This is a genomic window from Candidatus Poriferisodalis sp. (assembly GCF_965204195.1).
GTDB lineage: Bacteria > Actinomycetota > Acidimicrobiia > Acidimicrobiales > Poriferisodalaceae > Poriferisodalis.
In genome coordinates, this window is record NZ_OZ241975.1 from 2,036,405 (window position 1) to 2,051,780 (window position 15,376).

Consider the following 15,376-nt stretch of genomic DNA (forward strand, 5'->3'; position numbering starts at 1 on the left):
CCGTGGTCGGCACTGTGGCCCTGGTCCGCTGCCGAGACCGCACGACCGATGCATGGTCGCCGGTGTGCAGTCGCCGGCTACGCAGATCGAGGGTACTGGACACGCATTGCATCGCAACGCGGTTGCTCGCTTACCCTGCGTCGGATGCGATGGTCTGATTCGTTCATCCCGACGCTGCGTGATGCGCCTGGCGACGCCACCGCCGTGAGTCATCAGCTGCTCGTGCGGGCTGGGTTCATCCGGCAGCTGCATTCGGGGCACTACAGCTTGCTGCCGCTCGGACTGCGGGTGCACAACAAAGTGGCCGATGTCGTCAGAGCGGAAATGGATGCCATCGGCGCGCAGGAGTTCCTGCTGCCTGCGATGCACCCGGCTGATCTGTGGCATCGCAGCGGTCGGTGGAACGTGATGGGTTCGGAGATGTTCCGCCTGCGCGACCGCAACGATGCAGACGTCGTGCTGGGCATGACGCACGAAGAGGTCTTCGCGGCGCTGGCGGCGGAGATGAGTTCGTACCGGGAACTGCCTCAAACCTGGTACCAGATCCAGACCAAATTCCGTGACGAGCCCCGCCCGCGCAGCGGCCTGCTGAGGGTGCGCGAGTTCATGATGAAGGACTCGTACAGCTTCGACATGGACGAAGCAGGTCTCGATGTGTCCTTCGAGGCGCACCGCGAGGCATACGAGAAGATCTTCAAGCGGCTCGACCTCGATGCCATGGCCGTACAGGCTTCTTCGGGCGCCATGGGCGGCGATGCCAGCGTCGAGTTCATGGTGGAGTCGCCGGCAGGCGAGGACGACGTGGCGCGATGCGCGGGCTGCGGGTACCGGGCCAACATCGAGCGGGCCCGTGCGGCAGTGCCACCTATCGATGATCCGCCCTCCGGCGACGCACCTGAGCGCTTCGCGACACCAGGCGTCCGCACCATCGATGCGCTCGCGTCCTTCGAAGGCGGCGCACCGGCCGGCCGGCAGCTCAAGACGATGGTCATGGTTCTCGACGATCAGCTCACGTTGGTGGTCCTGCGAGGCGACCACCAGCTCAACCTGCAGAAGTTGGCCGATTTCAGCGGCGCGACCGATGTGCGTCCTGCCACCGAGTCCGAGACGGTGGCTCAGCTCGGAGCCAGTCCCGGAAGTCTGGGGGCGGTCGGCGTCGAGGGCCTGCCGATCTACATAGATGAGGCCTTGCGGGGCCGCAGATCCATGACCACCGGCGCCAATGAGGACGACTGGCACCTGCGTCACGTGGACGTGGAGCGCGACATCATCGATCCGCAGTGGGCTGATCTGCGCGAGGTCACAGCAGGCGAGGCCTGCATCGTGTGCGGCAAGCCGCTGGAGATCGTGCGCTGCATTGAGGCGGGCCACATCTTCAAGCTGGGCCGCAAGTACTGCGAGGCGATGGGCGTGTCGGTGCTGGATGCGGACGGCGTTGCCCAGACTCCGATCATGGGCAGCTACGGCATCGGCATCGGGCGGGCGATGGCTGCGGTGGCCGAGACCCATTACGACGAGCGGGGCCTGTGCTGGCCGGTCGGTGTTGCGCCGTTCGAGGCGGTCATCACCGTGCTCGATCCTGCCGATGAAGACCAATCGGCAGCAGGCGAGAGGCTCGAGCGCGAACTGGCTGCGGTCGGTATCGACTGCCTCTATGACGATCGTCCGCTGCGGCCCGGTGTAAAGCTGGCAGATGCGGAGCTCGTCGGCGTGCCCTACCGGCTCACGGTCGGCGCGCGCAGCCTGGCGGAGGGCAACGTGGAGCTGACCGAACGCTCAACCCGCGAGACACGCCTGCTCACAGTGGCCGAGGCGGCGGCCGTGACAGCCGGAGAGATCGACGCGCATCGCCGCTGAAACACGCCGGCAGACGCCGGCATGTCGCCTTGAATTCACGTGCTCCTATGTCGCTGTTCCGGCAGGGTTCGTGGTACCGTACTGCTGTACCGTTCTGCGGCACAGTTCCACTATGCGGAACAGCAAGATGCTGAACAGCACAGCGGAACGACTTGGCCGCAGGACCCATGCTGAATCTTGGACAGTTGACCGGGACGGGGGTGCCCGGCACACGTCATGACCATGGCGAGGGGGCAAGGCATGGCCGATGCGGCAACCGTCGACAGCGCCGATGCTGATGAGGACATCGACCTCTCAGCCCTTGACGACGACGATCTCATCGCACAGATGCATGACGATCTCTATGACGGGCTCGGCCCCGAGATCGTCGAAGGCACCGAACTGCTGCTCGGGCGCGGCTGGGGGGCCGACAAGGTCCTCAATGAGGCGCTGGTCGAGGCCATGCGCATCGTCGGGATCGATTTTCGCGACGGGATCCTGTTCGTTCCCGAAGTGCTGCTCGCGGCCAACGCCATGAAGGCCGGCATGGAGGTGCTCCGGCCACTGCTCGCGGAGACCGGTGCTGAGCCGATCGGCAAGATCGTGATCGGCACCGTCAAGGGCGACATCCATGACATCGGCAAGAACCTGGTGGGAATGATGCTCGAGGGTGCGGGCTTCGAGGTAGTGGACTTGGGGATCAACACTGACGTCGATGAGTTCCTCGGCGCCCTGGCTGAGCATCGGCCCGACATCTTGGGCATGTCAGCGCTGCTGACCACGACCATGCCGTACATGAAGGTGGTGGTCGACACGCTGATCGAGCAGGGGCTGCGCGACGACTACCTCGTCATCGTCGGCGGCGCCCCGCTGAACCAGGAGTTCGGCGAAGCGGTCGGTGCCGATGCCTACTGCCGCGATGCGGCCGTTGCGGCGGAGACGGCCACAGACCTCATCAGGGCCCGGCGTGCTGCCGCAGCGTGAGATGACAGCCACCTCGTCTCCGGAATCGACCGCTCGCCCGCGGCGGCGCTCGCGTGCGCGCCGTCTAGCCGAAGCAGCAGCGAAACCGACCATGGCACGGCGCGCGTCGCGGCCTGCCGCCGCTCCAGCCGAGGGCCCGTCGCGCCGCGTGCTGGTGCTTGGCTGCGGCGCACTCGCCAACGAGCTGCAGGCGATCGTCGGCACCGGAGGCCTGGAGCACATCGACGTGGAGTGCCTGCCGGCGAAGCTGCATAACCGTCCTGCGCTCATCGCGCCGGAGGTGCGCGCGCGGCTGGACCGGCTCGCGCAGCAGGGTCGAACCTACGAACAGGTACTCCTCGGCTATGGAGACTGCGGCAGTGCCGGGGCCATCGACGACCTGTGTGCCGAGTTCGAGCGCGCTCATGCCGCGGGCAACGGGCCCTCGATGACCCGGGTGCCCGGTGCCCATTGCTACGAGTTCTTTGCCACCGCCCCGCGATTTGACGAGATGTCCGAAGCCGAACCGGCGACGTTCTACCTCACTGACTATCTCGCCCGTCACTTCGACCTGCTGGTCTGGAAGGGCCTAGGCATTGCCGATCATCCCGAGCTCGCAGAGCTCTACTTCGGCAACTACCGCCGGGTGGTGCTGCTGACTCAGACGCCGGATGGCTCGCAGCGCGCACGCGTCGAGGCGTGCGCACGCGCCGGGGCCGAACGCCTCGGCCTGCCACTCGACATCGTCGAGACGGGCTACGGCGATCTCGAGACCACGCTGACCAGCGTCGCTGCGCCGAGGCGCAACACAGTGCATTCCGAGCTCGCTGCGCCAAGACACAACGACGAGCACCAGGTGCCCGCGTGACCGACACCGTTATCAGCTCCGCCACGCGTGAGGTGGTGATCGGCTTCGGCCGGCCGTTCGTGATGATCGGCGAGCGCATCAATCCCACCGGTCGCAAGCTGCTTGCTGAGGAGATGAAGGAAGGCGACTTCAGCCGGGTCGAAGCAGACGCACTCGCCCAGGTGACGGCCGGCGCCCACATGCTCGATGTCAATGCCGGCGTACCGCTCGTCGACGAGCCTGCACTGCTCGCTTCGGCGGTGAAGCTGGTGCAGTCGGTCACCGACGTTCCGCTCAGCATCGACTCGTCGATCATCGAGGCGCTCGAAGCCGGCGTGGACGCCTACGTGGGCAAGCCCCTCATCAACTCGGTGACCGGAGAGCCGGAGGTGATGGAGCGGGTGCTCCCGCTGGTGGCGCGGGCCGGGGCGGCAGTGGTCGCCATCTCCAACGACGAGACCGGCATCAGCGAGGACCCTGATGTCCGCTTCGACGTGGCGAAGCGGATTGTGAGCGCAGCAGCCGACTACGGCATTCCCACGGCAGACGTGGTGGTGGATCCGCTCGTGATGCCGATAGGCGCCATGGCCACGGCAGGACGGCAGGTATTCCATCTGGTGCGCCGGCTGCGTGACGAACTGGGCGTGAACACGACGTGCGGGGCCTCCAATGTGAGCTTCGGGCTGCCCAACCGGCACATCATCACCGGCACCTTCCTGGCTATGGCGATCGGCGCCGGGATGACATCGGCCATCATGAACCCGCTCCACGCCGATGTGAAGGCAGCAGTCATGGCTGGCGATGTCCTCGCTGGCAACGACGAGAACTGTGCGGCGTGGATCTCCGAGCACCGCGACCGCAGCGCAATGGGGGCCGACAGTGCTGCCAGCGCAGGGTCCGGCGATCGTCCCCGCCGACGGGGCGGACGTCGCGCTCGCACCGGCTAACGGGTTCCCGTGCCGCCGGATGCACTGCCGACTGCCGACGCCGTGTCGCAGACTGACCTTTCAGGCGAAGCCACCAGCGAGGGACTCGGAGTTCAGGCCGCCGACTGCAGGGTGGTGTTCACGCCATCTGGTCGCAATGGCGCGGTAAGCGCCGGTACCACTGTGCTGGATGCCGCTCGGGAACTGGGCGTCGATCTCGACAGCGTGTGCGGCGGGCGCGGCATCTGCGGCCGCTGCCAGGTCGTGCCGTCAGTGGGTTCCTTTCCCAAGTGGGCCATCACTGCCGGCCCCGAAGCGCTGAGCTCGCTGGGTGCCGTCGAAGCCGCATACGAAGGCCGACGCCCGCTGGGTCCGGGCGCACGGCTGGGTTGCCAGGCGCGTGTGCAGGCCGATGTGGTGGTGGATGTGCCGCCTGAGAGCCAGCTGCACGGACCGGTGGTACGCAAAACCGTCGACGTCGGCGACATCGCCCTCGACCCACTGGCGACGCTGCATGCGGTGACCGTGCCGCCGCCGACGCTGGACGAGCGCCGCGGACTTGCCGAAGTCGTCATCGACTGCGTGGCCGATGAATGGGGCGTTCACCTGGCCGGCATCTTGCCGGGGGCACTCGCGGGGCTCCACGCGTCGGTCGCCGCCGGCTTCCCCGACGACGCCGGCGGTCGGCTGGTGACGGTTGCCGTTCGCTGGAGCGGACCAGAGCCCCGCAAACGCACCGGCATGGTGACGGCGGTATGGCCTGGCGTCGCGACAGCGGCGCTCGGCGTTGCAATCGACATCGGTTCGACCACGATTGCGGGCCACCTGACCGACCTTCACAGCGGTGAGGTGCTGTCTTCGGCTGGCCGTATGAACCCGCAGATTCGCCTCGGCGAGGACCTGATGAGTCGGGTCTCCTACGTGATGATGAACGCCGGCGGCGCTCGGGAACTCACCGCGCTCGTCCGAGACTCGCTCGCAGCGCTGATCACCGAGCTGTGCTCCGACGCCGGTGCCGAGCCGGACGCCGTGCTGGAGGTGGTGCTGGTCGGCAACCCGATCATGATGCACATCGCGCTCGGCATCGACCCGACCCCGCTCGGACAGGCGCCGTTCACTCTGGCGACCGATGCGGCCGTCGAGGTTGACGGGCCCGAGATGGGCCTGCCGTGCCCATCGGCTCGCGTCTACGTCGCGCCCGCGATCGCCGGTCATGTGGGCGCGGACACTGCGGCGGCAGTGCTTGCCGGAGGACCGCATCGCGACGACACCGTCACCCTCCTCGTGGACGTGGGCACCAATGCCGAGATCGTGCTGGGCAACTCGGATGGCCTGTGGGCAGCGTCCAGCCCGACCGGGCCCGCATTCGAGGGCGCGCAGATCAGCTGCGGTCAGCGCGCAACGCCCGGAGCGATCGAGCGCGTGCGCATCGATCCGGCAACCTGGGCTCCCCGGGTGCGTGTCATCGGCTGCGACCTGTGGTCCGATGAGCCCGGCTTCGCAGAAGCAGTCGAACGGCGAGTCGCCGTAGGCGCTCGCAGCGCGGCAGCAGGCGTCACGGGAATCTGCGGCTCCGGAATCATCGAGGTCATCGCCGAGATGTACCTCGCCGGGGTGCTCTCGGCCGATGGCGTCATCGCAGCGCCGCCGGGTGAGGGCGAGCGGGCGCCTCGTGTGATCTCCGATGGCCGGACATCGTCATTCGTGCTGTACGAACCTCCCGACGGTGCCGCCGGACCGACCATCACCATCACCCAGAACGATGTGCGAGCCATCCAGCTGGCGAAAGCGGCGCTGCGCGCCGGCATCGACCTGCTGTGCGAGCACGCTGGCATCGAGGCCCCCGATCGTGTGCTGCTCGCTGGAGCCTTCGGGGCGCACATCGATCCGGTACGGGCGATGGTGCTCGGACTCATCGGCGACTGCGACCCGGACGAGGTGCGGTCGGTCGGCAACGCAGCAGGCACCGGCGCTGTGCGTGCGCTGCTGTCAGGGAGCCAGCGGGCCGAGATGGAGCGAGTGGTCCGCAGCATCCGCAAGATCGAGACTGCCACCGAGCCGAGGTTTCAGGAGCTCTTCGTGGCAGCCATGGCACTCCCCCATGCCACCGCATCCAGCCCGCTGCTCGCGATGGCGGTGGACCTGCCCCGCCCATCCCGTAGAACTGCGAGTCCCGACCACCGCACGAGACGACGGCGAGCGGTCCCGATGAGCGAGGAAGCATGAGCGAGCGACGACGGCGAGGAGGCGGTCGAGCGGCCCGCCAGGCCCAGCGAACGGCAGCCGACGTGGCATTCAACACCCACGTGCAGCGGAGGCTGCCGCCGGTGAACGTGCTCGACGCCGAGGGCCTGGCCCAGATCGAGGAGAACGCCGAGACGATCCTGTCCGAGGTGGGGGTCGCCTTCCAAGACTTCCCCCGGGCGCTCGAGCTCTGGCGTGACGCCGGCGCAGAGGTCGACGGTGAGATGGTCCGGTTCCCGCGCGGCATGTGCCGCGAGCTCGTTCAGGCCACCGCGCCGGCCACCTATGTCCAGCACGCCCGTAACCCGGCTCGGTCGGTGCCGATCGGCGGTGACGCCACCGTGTTCGCCCCCAACTACGGCTCGCCGTTCGTCACTGACCTCGATGCCGGACGCCGGTATGCCACCCTCGGCGACTTCGAGAGGGTAGTGAAGCTGACCTGGATGCTCCCCCACCTTCACCACAGCGGCGGCACGGTTTGCGAGCCGGTGGACGTCCCGGTCAACAAGCGCCACCTCGACATGGTGTACGCGCACCTGCGCTACAGCGACAAGCCGCTGATGGGCTCAGTGACGGCAGCCCGGCGCGCAGCCGATTCGGTGGAACTCTGCCGCATCGCCTTCGGCGGCGATCTGAGCGATCGCACCGTACTGACGAGCCTCATCAACGCATCGTCGCCGCTGCGCTGGGACGCCACCATGCTGGGCGCAGCCGAGGTGTACGCGCAGCACAACCAGGCATGCGTGATCTCGCCGTTCATCCTGGCCGGCGCCATGTCGCCGGTCACGGTGGCGGCGTTGGCCGCCCAGGCGCTGGCAGAGGCGCTGTCGGGGATGGCGTTCTGCCAGCTCGTGCGGCCAGGGGCACCGGTGATCTTCGGCACGTTCGCGTCGTCGATGTCGATGGCCACCGGTGCGCCGACGTTCGGCACGCCCGAGGCAGGTCTGGCGATCTATGTCATGGCTGAGCTGGCACGGCGTGTTGGGGTGCCGTTCCGCTCGGGTGGGCAGTTCACGTCGTCCAAGGCACCCGATGCTCAAGCGGCCTACGAATCGGCATCCACGCTGCTGCCGACGATCGCTGCGGGGGTGAACTTCGTGCTGCACGCAGCGGGCTGGCTCGAAGGCGGCTTGACGTTGAGCTACGAGAAGCTGCTGATGGATGCGGACCAGCTCGGGATGATGGAGGTGTACGCCCGGGGCGTGGACATGTCCGACAACGGCCAGGCGGTCGAGGCGTTCACGACGAACCCCCACGGCGACCACTTCCTGGGCCATCCGCACACGCTGGCCAATTTCGAGACCGCCTTCTACCAATCGTCCATCGCCGACAACAACAGCTTCGAGCAATGGTCCGATGAGGGCTCGCTCGATGCGGCCCAGCGAGCCAACCGGCTGATGAAGCAGATGCTCGCCGACTACGAGCCGCCGCCCATCGACGATGCGATCGATGCCGAGCTGCGCGACTACATCGCTCGCCGTAAAGCTGAAGAGCCAGACGCCATCGTCTAGCGCCCATGCGCTCAGTCACTTAGGCGGCGACGACGGCGGTGACGCCAGCAACAGCAGCCACGATGCCGATGGATTGGCGTGCGTTGAGGGAATCCTGGTAGGCGACCCTGCCGACGATGACGCTCATCACCGGGAACATCGACGCCCCTACCACGGTCGTGGGCGGGTCGAACCAAATGCCGACGATGTAGAAGATCGTCGCCGCAGCACTGGCGACACCCGTCAGCAATGCGAAGCCCATCACGTCGGGCGGGGGCAGCGCCGGGAGACCCCGCAGCGCGACCACAGCGGCCATGAGCCCCACTGAGGTCAGCCGCTGGCCGAACCCAGGCCAAGCCCCCGAGCTTTCGGACAGGTCGACCAGCACGCTGAGCCCTACCCCGTACCCGAGGCCGGACAGCGTTGCCCAGACCGTTCCGGCCCCGACGTGTTTGCCCCGAGTGCCTCCTGCTGTCACCAGGCCGAGCCCTCCGAAGGCGACGGCGGCACCGATGATGCCGATGAGCGGCGGATCGTGGCCTCGCAGTGCTGTGTAGGCGAACGGGATGACGGCGGACAGCGTCGCCACGATGGGTGCAGCGATCGCAGAGCCAGCCCGGTCGAGCGACGTGTAGTACAGCGCCAGGCCAGCGCCCAGCCCGAGGCCCGACACCAAGCCGCGCGTGAAGTCGTCGCCAGCGAACGCACTCGGAATGAACGGCAGGATCCCGAGCGATACGAGCGCTGCGGCGCCCTGGAACACGATCATCGCTGACAGAACGTGACAGCGGGTCACCACCCGGCGCCCGAACAGGTCGCTGGTGCCGATACTCAATGACGTGAGCAGACCGAACAGCGCTCCCATCAGCAGGCCCTTGCGCGCAAACGAGGCTTCATCTGCGGAGTCTCAGCAGGGCCGCCACGGCCGCTGAGGCTCGAGCAGGAATGGGCAGGAAGTTGCCTTGAGCATCGACGCTCGGTCCAGCCACCAGGACGATGCGTGCCGTCACGAGCAGCGCGATCAGCACATGCGCTGCGGCCATCACGAGGTAGAACGCATTCAGCGTCACCGACATCGCGAGCGCGGCCACCGTCGGCCCGATCAGGGCACCGACGCCGTTCATGCGCACGAGCACGGCGCTGGCGCTGGCTCGCTGCTCATCTCGCAGCCAGTCGTTGGTCTGCGCCACGGCCATGGAGTAGATGGGGTAGGCGAATGCTCCCATCAGAGCCATCACTGCGAGGCCTGCAACTGTGCGCTCGTCGAGTGCGAGCATCGCCAGGCAGCCCGATGCCGCCGCAAGCGCAGCCAGCAGGATCACCACGCGCCGAGGCACGCTGTCGGACAGGCGGCCAAGCGGGATCTGCCCGAACAGGCTGCCGATCATCGGCGCACCCACGAACAGCGCGACCTCGAAGGGCGTGAGCCCCCGGTTGGCGGCGTACACCGCTCCGAGACCCGAGATGGAGCCCAGCGCTCCGCCGACCAGGAATGCCACGATCACCCCGGTCGGCGCTGTTTGCAGCATCGCCCTCAGGCTGAGCGGCTCGGGCACGACCACTGGCGGGTTGGCCGAAGCCGACAGTGACATCGGAACCAGTGCCAGCGACACCAGCACCGAGGAGACGGCGAACAAGGTGAAACCGTTCACGTCGGCTGTGGTGACCAGGAATTGGCCGGTCGCGATCGAGCCCATGGTGACGACCATGTAGGTAGCGATCATCTGACCGCGGTTGCGGTTGGTGGCCAGCTCGTTCAGCCATGTCTCGGCTACCACCACCAGCGCTGCGAGGCACATGCCCCACACCAGCCGGCATGCGCCCCAGACCAACGGGGTCACGAATACGGCCTGCACCAGCGTGACGCTGCTGCCCAGCGAGGCGAGTGCGGCGAAGACGCGCACATGACCCACTTGACGCAGCAGCCGCGGCGCCAGCGCAGCGCCCACCAGGAAGCCGGCAAAGTTCATGGCCATCACCAGCCCAGCCACTGTCGAGCTGAAGCCTTCGCTTTCGGCCCGCACGCCCAGCAGCGTGTTCTGGAGCCCATGGCCGGCCATGAGCAGCGTGATGCCGCCGAACAGCGCTGCGCTCCGGCTGAATCGGCCGGCAAGCGCCGGACCGCCGACGACCGGTGCGGCCTGATCGACGTCGCTCGACTGCTGCTGTTGCTGCTGCTCGGCGGCCAATGTGCGTGCACGCCGCCGCACCCGTGCTCGCCGTGTCTGGCGTGCAGTGCTCGTTGCTCCGTCCTCGGAGGTCGGGGTCGGTTCAGGTGCTGGCGTCTGCGCCGACACCTGCGGCTAGTGCTCCGCTGCCGATGTTGTGGGGGGCTCGAACGCTGGAGCGTGCACGTATTGCCAGCCGAACCGGCCCTTGATGCACAGATGGCCGCTGGTCACCGAGTGATCGGCAGGCGACGTAACTTTCACGATGCGCTCGTCCTGCACATGCAGTTCGAGATTGCAGCCCACACCGCAGTAGGAGCACACCGTGCGGGTGACGCTCTGATCGTCAGGTCGCCACTCCCCCACGGCGCGCAAGTCGAACTCGGTACGGAACTGCAAGGCGCCGGTGGGGCACACCGCCACGCAGTTGCCGCAGTACACGCAGGCGCTGTCGGGGAGCTCGACGTCGTACTCGGTGCGTATGCGGGCATCGAATCCGCGTCCTGCCACTGCGATGGCGAAGGTGTGCTGGGCATCGTCGCCGCAGGCCTCGACGCACTTGTAGCAGAGCACGCAGCGGTCGTACGCACGGATGTACAGATCGTCCTGGATGCGCACAGGTTCGTCGACACGCTCGGGCTCGGGGCGCAAGGGCAGATCACCGCCGCCGTCGTCCGCCGAGCTGCCGGAGTCGCCTCGGATGCCCGAGCCCTCGTAACGGGCAGGATCGGCGCCATAGATTCGTGACCAGTCGGCAATCTCTGACGCCTGTGAGAGGTCATTCGCCGAGCCGAGGAACTCCAGCACCATGCGCCGGCTGTGGCGCACTCGTTCGGAATCGGTGCTGATCTGCATCCCCGCCTCAGCCGGTCGTGAGCACGCCGGCACGAGGGTGCGAGACCCTTCGAGCTCCACGACGCAGACACGGCAGACGTTCACCGGCGTGAGGTTGGGCGCCCAGCAGATGGTGGGCGTGTCGACGTCGGCTGCCGTGCAGGCCGCCAGGATCGTCTCCCCCTCGGGCACCGTCACTTCGCGTCCGTCGATGCTCAGCGTCACCTGCCGGTCACTGCTGCCATTGCCAGAACTCATAGTTGCTCGTCTCCTAGCAGACCCAGCCGCATGGCGGAGAGCACCGCCGAGGCTGCCGTATGGCCGAGCCCGCAGATGGAAGCGTCGCCCATGGCATCTGCGATGTCTCCGAGCAGCTCACGCTGAGGTTCCGTCGACCGTCCTGTGCGACGGATCTGCGTCACCAGCTCGTGCTGGCGGACCGTGCCCACGCGGCAGGGAACGCACTGGCCGCACGACTCGTCGCGGAAGAACTTGGCCAGTCGCTCGACCACGGCGCTCATGTCGGCCGTCTCGTTGAAGACCATCACCGGGCCTGAGCCGAGCGTCGTGCCCGCAGCCCGTGTGTCCTCCAGGGAGAGCTGCAGCCCTCCGGCGTCGGGTCCGACGAAGCTGCCGGCAGCACCGCCCAGCAGCACTGCGGCCAGCGTGCCCTGCACTCCCCCGGCCAGCCCCAGCAGTTCGCCAAGCGGCATCCCGAAGGGAGCTTCGTACAGCCCTGGCCGGCCGACGTGACCGGAGAGGCAAAACAGCTTCGTGCCCGGCGAGCCGTCGGTTCCCACGCTGCGGTACGCCTCAGGACCGATGCGCAGGATCTCATTCACGTTGAGCAGTGTCTCAGGGTTGTTCACCACCGTGGGGCGGCCGAACAGCCCATGGGTCGTGGGGAATGGCGGCTTATTGCGGGGCTCTCCCCGGAAGCCCTCGAGCGAGTTGAACAGGGCCGTCTCTTCACCGCAGATATAGGCGCCCGCTCCCCTGCGCAGCTCGATGTCGAACGGTTGCCCGGACCCGGCTGCGTCATCGCCGAGCCAGCCGGCGCTGTGGGCCTGCGCGATGGCGTGCTGGAGGCGTTGGGTGGCCAGTGGGTATTCACCGCGTATGTAGATCCAGCCGTGTTCAGCGCCCACGGTCAGGCCGGCAACAGTGATGGACTCGATGATGGCCAAGGGTTCCAGCTCGCAGAGCAGCCGGTCTTTGAATGTTCCGGGCTCGGATTCGTCGATGTTGGCGACGACGTGCTTGGGGCCTTCGCCATCGGCCACCGCTCGCCACTTGATGCCGGTGGGAAAAGCGGCCCCGCCGCGCCCCGACAGCCCCGCTGCGGTCACCTGGGAGATGACTTCGTCGGTTCCCAGGCGCAGTGCAGTGTCAAGGGCTGCTCCCCCGCCTCGTTCCCGGTACGCCTCCATCGACATGCTCTCGCTGTGGTCGGGATCCCGTCCGATCATCTGTCGCAGCAGGCTGGGCGCCTCAGGCGCTGACGCCGTGACGCTGATGAGCAGCGAATCCGGACCGCTGCCGTCTGCGGGGACGCGGTCGGGCTCGCGGCGACCCTGGATGAAGACCGCCGGCGCCCGTTCGCACTGCCCGAGGCAGGGACCCTCGTGCACGGCATGGCCCTGTGAGCGCAGGTGCTCCGCCAGCGGTGCCGCACCGGCCAGCGCGCAGATGGGATCGACGCAGACATGACGAACGCTGAGCTCATGGGCGGGGGCTTCGGTGCGGAACATCTCGTAGAACGTGGCCACGCCGTAGGCCTCTGCCGGTGGCACGCCCAGCGTCCGGCCGACGAAGTTGAGGCCGCCCGGCGAGATCCACCCGGCCTCGCGCTGGAGAGCGTGCAGCGCGGGCAGTAACAGGTGCCGCATCTGCTTGCGCCGCTGCATCCCTGCGCGCACAACACGCGGATGCGAGATCACAACGGCACCGTCGCTGGCCTCGTCGACGCTGAGTGCAGCCAGCACCGCTCGTCGCTCCGATGCGGTGGGCTCCGCATCGGAGAAGTGCAGGTCAGCCACCAGCGCCACCTGCCGCTGCGGTGCCAGATGCGCGGCCGGCGACGGCTGTGCCGAATGTACCGCCAGCCGCGGCCGTGGCAGGCGGCAGCGGGTCGATGCGAACGGCCGCGGCTTTGAATTCCGCCGTGCCGCTGCGGATATCCCAGGCGTCGTTCGTCAGCAGGTTCGCATCCACCAACTCCGGAAAATGGAACGTCGTGAAAACCAGGCCTGTGGGAAGGCGATCGGTCACATGCACGCGCATATCGACCGAACCCCGTGGCGAGCTCACACGCACAATGTCGCCTTCGACAATTCTGAGGTCTGCTGCGTCGGCAGGGCTGATCTCGATGGCGTCACCGGAGCGGATCGGCGAGGAGTAGCCGGCGGACTGCGCGCCCGTGTTGTAGGAGTCGAGCACCCGGCCGGTGGTCAGGCGCAACGGGAACTGCTCGCTCAGTGCCTCCGCAGGAGGACGATGGATGACGGTCGAGAACGGTGCCGGCGCATGACCGTCGAGGCCGGGCTCCCAGAGCCAGCCGTGCAGGAACTCTGTGCCGGGATGGTCGTCGTGGGGACAGGGCCACTGCAGGCCGCCGCTCGCCTCGAGACGCTCCCAGCTCATGCCGCCATGCAGCGGCGACAGCGATCGCATCTCGTCCCACAACTCCTGCGCGGACGTGGCCGTCCACTGCACGCCCATGTGCGATGCCAACTCGCTGATGATGTGCACATCGTCGCGTGCGTCACCCTGGGGAGGCACCGCGGCACGCACCCGCTGGACACGTCGTTCGGAGGAGGTGACTGTTCCCTCGCTGGAGGACCAACCCGCTGCCGCGGGCAGCACCACGTCAGCCATCCGTGCGGTACGCGTCAGCGAGATGTCCTGAACGACCAGCAGATCCAGCCCTTCGAGCAGCTTGCGTGCGTGCGCCACGTTGGCTTCGGAATCGGCCGGATTCTCCCCGATGACGTAGAGGGCCCGCAGCTCGCCATCTTCCATGGCGTCGAACATCGCGGTGAGGTGCTTTCCCGGGACGGGATTCAGCTCACAACCCCATGTGCTCTCGTAGCGAGCCCGGACCTCGGGGTCAGTGAGGAGCTGGAACCCGGGCAGTCGATCGGGCAGAGCACCCATGTCGCCGCCGCCCTGCACGTTGTTCTGGCCTCGCAGGGGCACCAGGCCCGAGCCGCGCCGACCGACATGGCCGGTCAGCAGCGCCAAGTTGCACAGCGAGAGCACGTTCTCAACCGCCGTGTGGTGCTCGGTGATGCCCAGCGTCCACAAGATCTGCGCTCGGTCGGCCGTGGCATAACGGTGGGCCATCTCCGCGATGGCCTCTGCCGGCACGCCGGTCAGCCGCTCGCCCTCGGGGAGCGTGAACGGCTCTACCGATGCTGCGTAGGCATCGAACCCCGTCGTCGCATGATCGATGAAGGACTGGTTGTGCATTCGGCGGGCGATGATCTCGCGAGCCACCGTGTTGGACAGCGCGATGTCTGTGCCCACGTCGAGGCCGAGCCACACGTCGGCAAACTCGGCCGAGGAGGTTCGGCGGGGATCCACTGCGTACATGGCAGCGCCGCTGTCGAGGCCGCGCAGCAGGTGATGGAAGAAGATCGGGTGGGCCTCACGGGCATTCGATCCCCACAGCAGGATGACGTCAGTCTCGGTGATTTCCTGGTACGAGCACGTTCCGCCCCCGAGTCCGAACACTGTCGCCAGACCGACGACCGACGGAGCGTGTCAGGTGCGGTTACAGGAATCGATGTTGTTGGACTTCAGCACCGTCCGCATGAACTTCTGGGCTGCGTAGTTCATCTCATTCGTGCTCTTCGAGCACGAGAACATGCCGACGCCGCCGGCGCCGTGCTGCTGAGTGGCCGCCCGCAGCCCCGATGCAGCACGGTCGAGTGCATCGTCCCAGCTCGCAGGGCGCAGGACGCCGCCGTCGCGTACGAGAGGCGTGTCGAGTCGCGCGAGAGGTGCTTGGCGCCCCCCCGATCGTGCACTGTTCCCCCGCGGCATCGCCCCTCCCCGATACGCCTG

The 15,376-nt window shown here is 67.5% G+C and carries 11 protein-coding genes; 6 read left to right on the forward strand and 5 right to left on the reverse strand.

What is annotated here, in order from left to right; all coding sequences use genetic code 11:
• Positions 1–144 precede the first annotated feature (144 nt).
• The 6 genes from ACOGI8_RS08990 to ACOGI8_RS09015 all read left to right on the forward strand — a co-directional run bounded on the left by ACOGI8_RS08990 (position 145) and on the right by ACOGI8_RS09015 (position 8,327).
• On the forward strand, positions 145–1,857 hold the full coding sequence (locus tag ACOGI8_RS08990) for a proline--tRNA ligase (RefSeq protein ID WP_419853463.1): 1,713 nt from the start codon (positions 145–147) through the stop codon (positions 1,855–1,857).
• A 240-nt stretch (positions 1,858–2,097) separates the two neighbouring features.
• Positions 2,098–2,820: a corrinoid protein gene (locus tag ACOGI8_RS08995; RefSeq protein ID WP_419853464.1), complete on the forward strand. Its 723-nt coding sequence runs from the start codon at positions 2,098–2,100 to the stop codon at positions 2,818–2,820.
• Between the two features lie 91 nt (positions 2,821–2,911).
• Positions 2,912–3,667 carry a DUF1638 domain-containing protein gene (locus ACOGI8_RS09000; protein WP_419853465.1) on the forward strand — a complete coding sequence of 252 codons (756 nt, stop codon included), beginning with the start codon at positions 2,912–2,914 and terminating at the stop codon, positions 3,665–3,667.
• The gene (locus tag ACOGI8_RS09005) at positions 3,664–4,593 is read left to right on the forward strand and encodes a dihydropteroate synthase (RefSeq protein ID WP_419853466.1); all 930 of its coding nucleotides are present in this window, start codon (positions 3,664–3,666) and stop codon (positions 4,591–4,593) included. Before ACOGI8_RS09000 ends, ACOGI8_RS09005 begins: the two co-directional genes overlap by 4 nt.
• A gap of 111 nt (positions 4,594–4,704) precedes the next feature.
• The gene (locus ACOGI8_RS09010; RefSeq protein ID WP_419856389.1) at positions 4,705–6,798 is read left to right on the forward strand and encodes an ASKHA domain-containing protein; all 2,094 of its coding nucleotides are present in this window, start codon (positions 4,705–4,707) and stop codon (positions 6,796–6,798) included.
• A complete protein-coding gene (locus tag ACOGI8_RS09015) occupies positions 6,795–8,327 on the forward strand; it encodes a trimethylamine methyltransferase family protein (protein ID WP_419853467.1) in 1,533 nt (510 codons plus the stop codon). The genes ACOGI8_RS09010 and ACOGI8_RS09015 overlap by 4 nt, the downstream gene beginning before the upstream one ends.
• Positions 8,328–8,346: 19 nt before the next feature.
• On the opposite strand, the gene ACOGI8_RS09020 is transcribed toward ACOGI8_RS09015, so the two are convergent.
• From ACOGI8_RS09020 to ACOGI8_RS09040, 5 genes are all read right to left on the reverse strand, one after another.
• Positions 8,347–9,171, reverse strand: coding sequence for an EamA family transporter (locus ACOGI8_RS09020; protein ID WP_419853468.1), 825 nt, complete (start codon positions 9,169–9,171; stop codon positions 8,347–8,349).
• A gap of 28 nt (positions 9,172–9,199) precedes the next feature.
• Positions 9,200–10,516: an MFS transporter gene (locus ACOGI8_RS09025; protein WP_419853469.1), complete on the reverse strand. Its 1,317-nt coding sequence runs from the start codon at positions 10,514–10,516 to the stop codon at positions 9,200–9,202.
• Positions 10,517–10,609: 93 nt separating this feature from the next.
• On the reverse strand, positions 10,610–11,566 hold the full coding sequence (locus ACOGI8_RS09030) for a 2Fe-2S iron-sulfur cluster-binding protein (RefSeq protein ID WP_419853470.1): 957 nt from the start codon (positions 11,564–11,566) through the stop codon (positions 10,610–10,612).
• A complete protein-coding gene (locus ACOGI8_RS09035; RefSeq protein WP_419853471.1) occupies positions 11,563–13,347 on the reverse strand; it encodes an NADH-ubiquinone oxidoreductase-F iron-sulfur binding region domain-containing protein in 1,785 nt (594 codons plus the stop codon). Before ACOGI8_RS09035 ends, ACOGI8_RS09030 begins: the two co-directional genes overlap by 4 nt.
• The gene (locus tag ACOGI8_RS09040; protein WP_419853472.1) at positions 13,340–15,355 is read right to left on the reverse strand and encodes a molybdopterin oxidoreductase family protein; all 2,016 of its coding nucleotides are present in this window, start codon (positions 15,353–15,355) and stop codon (positions 13,340–13,342) included. The genes ACOGI8_RS09035 and ACOGI8_RS09040 overlap by 8 nt, the downstream gene beginning before the upstream one ends.
• Between the last annotated feature and the right edge of the window lie 21 nt (positions 15,356–15,376).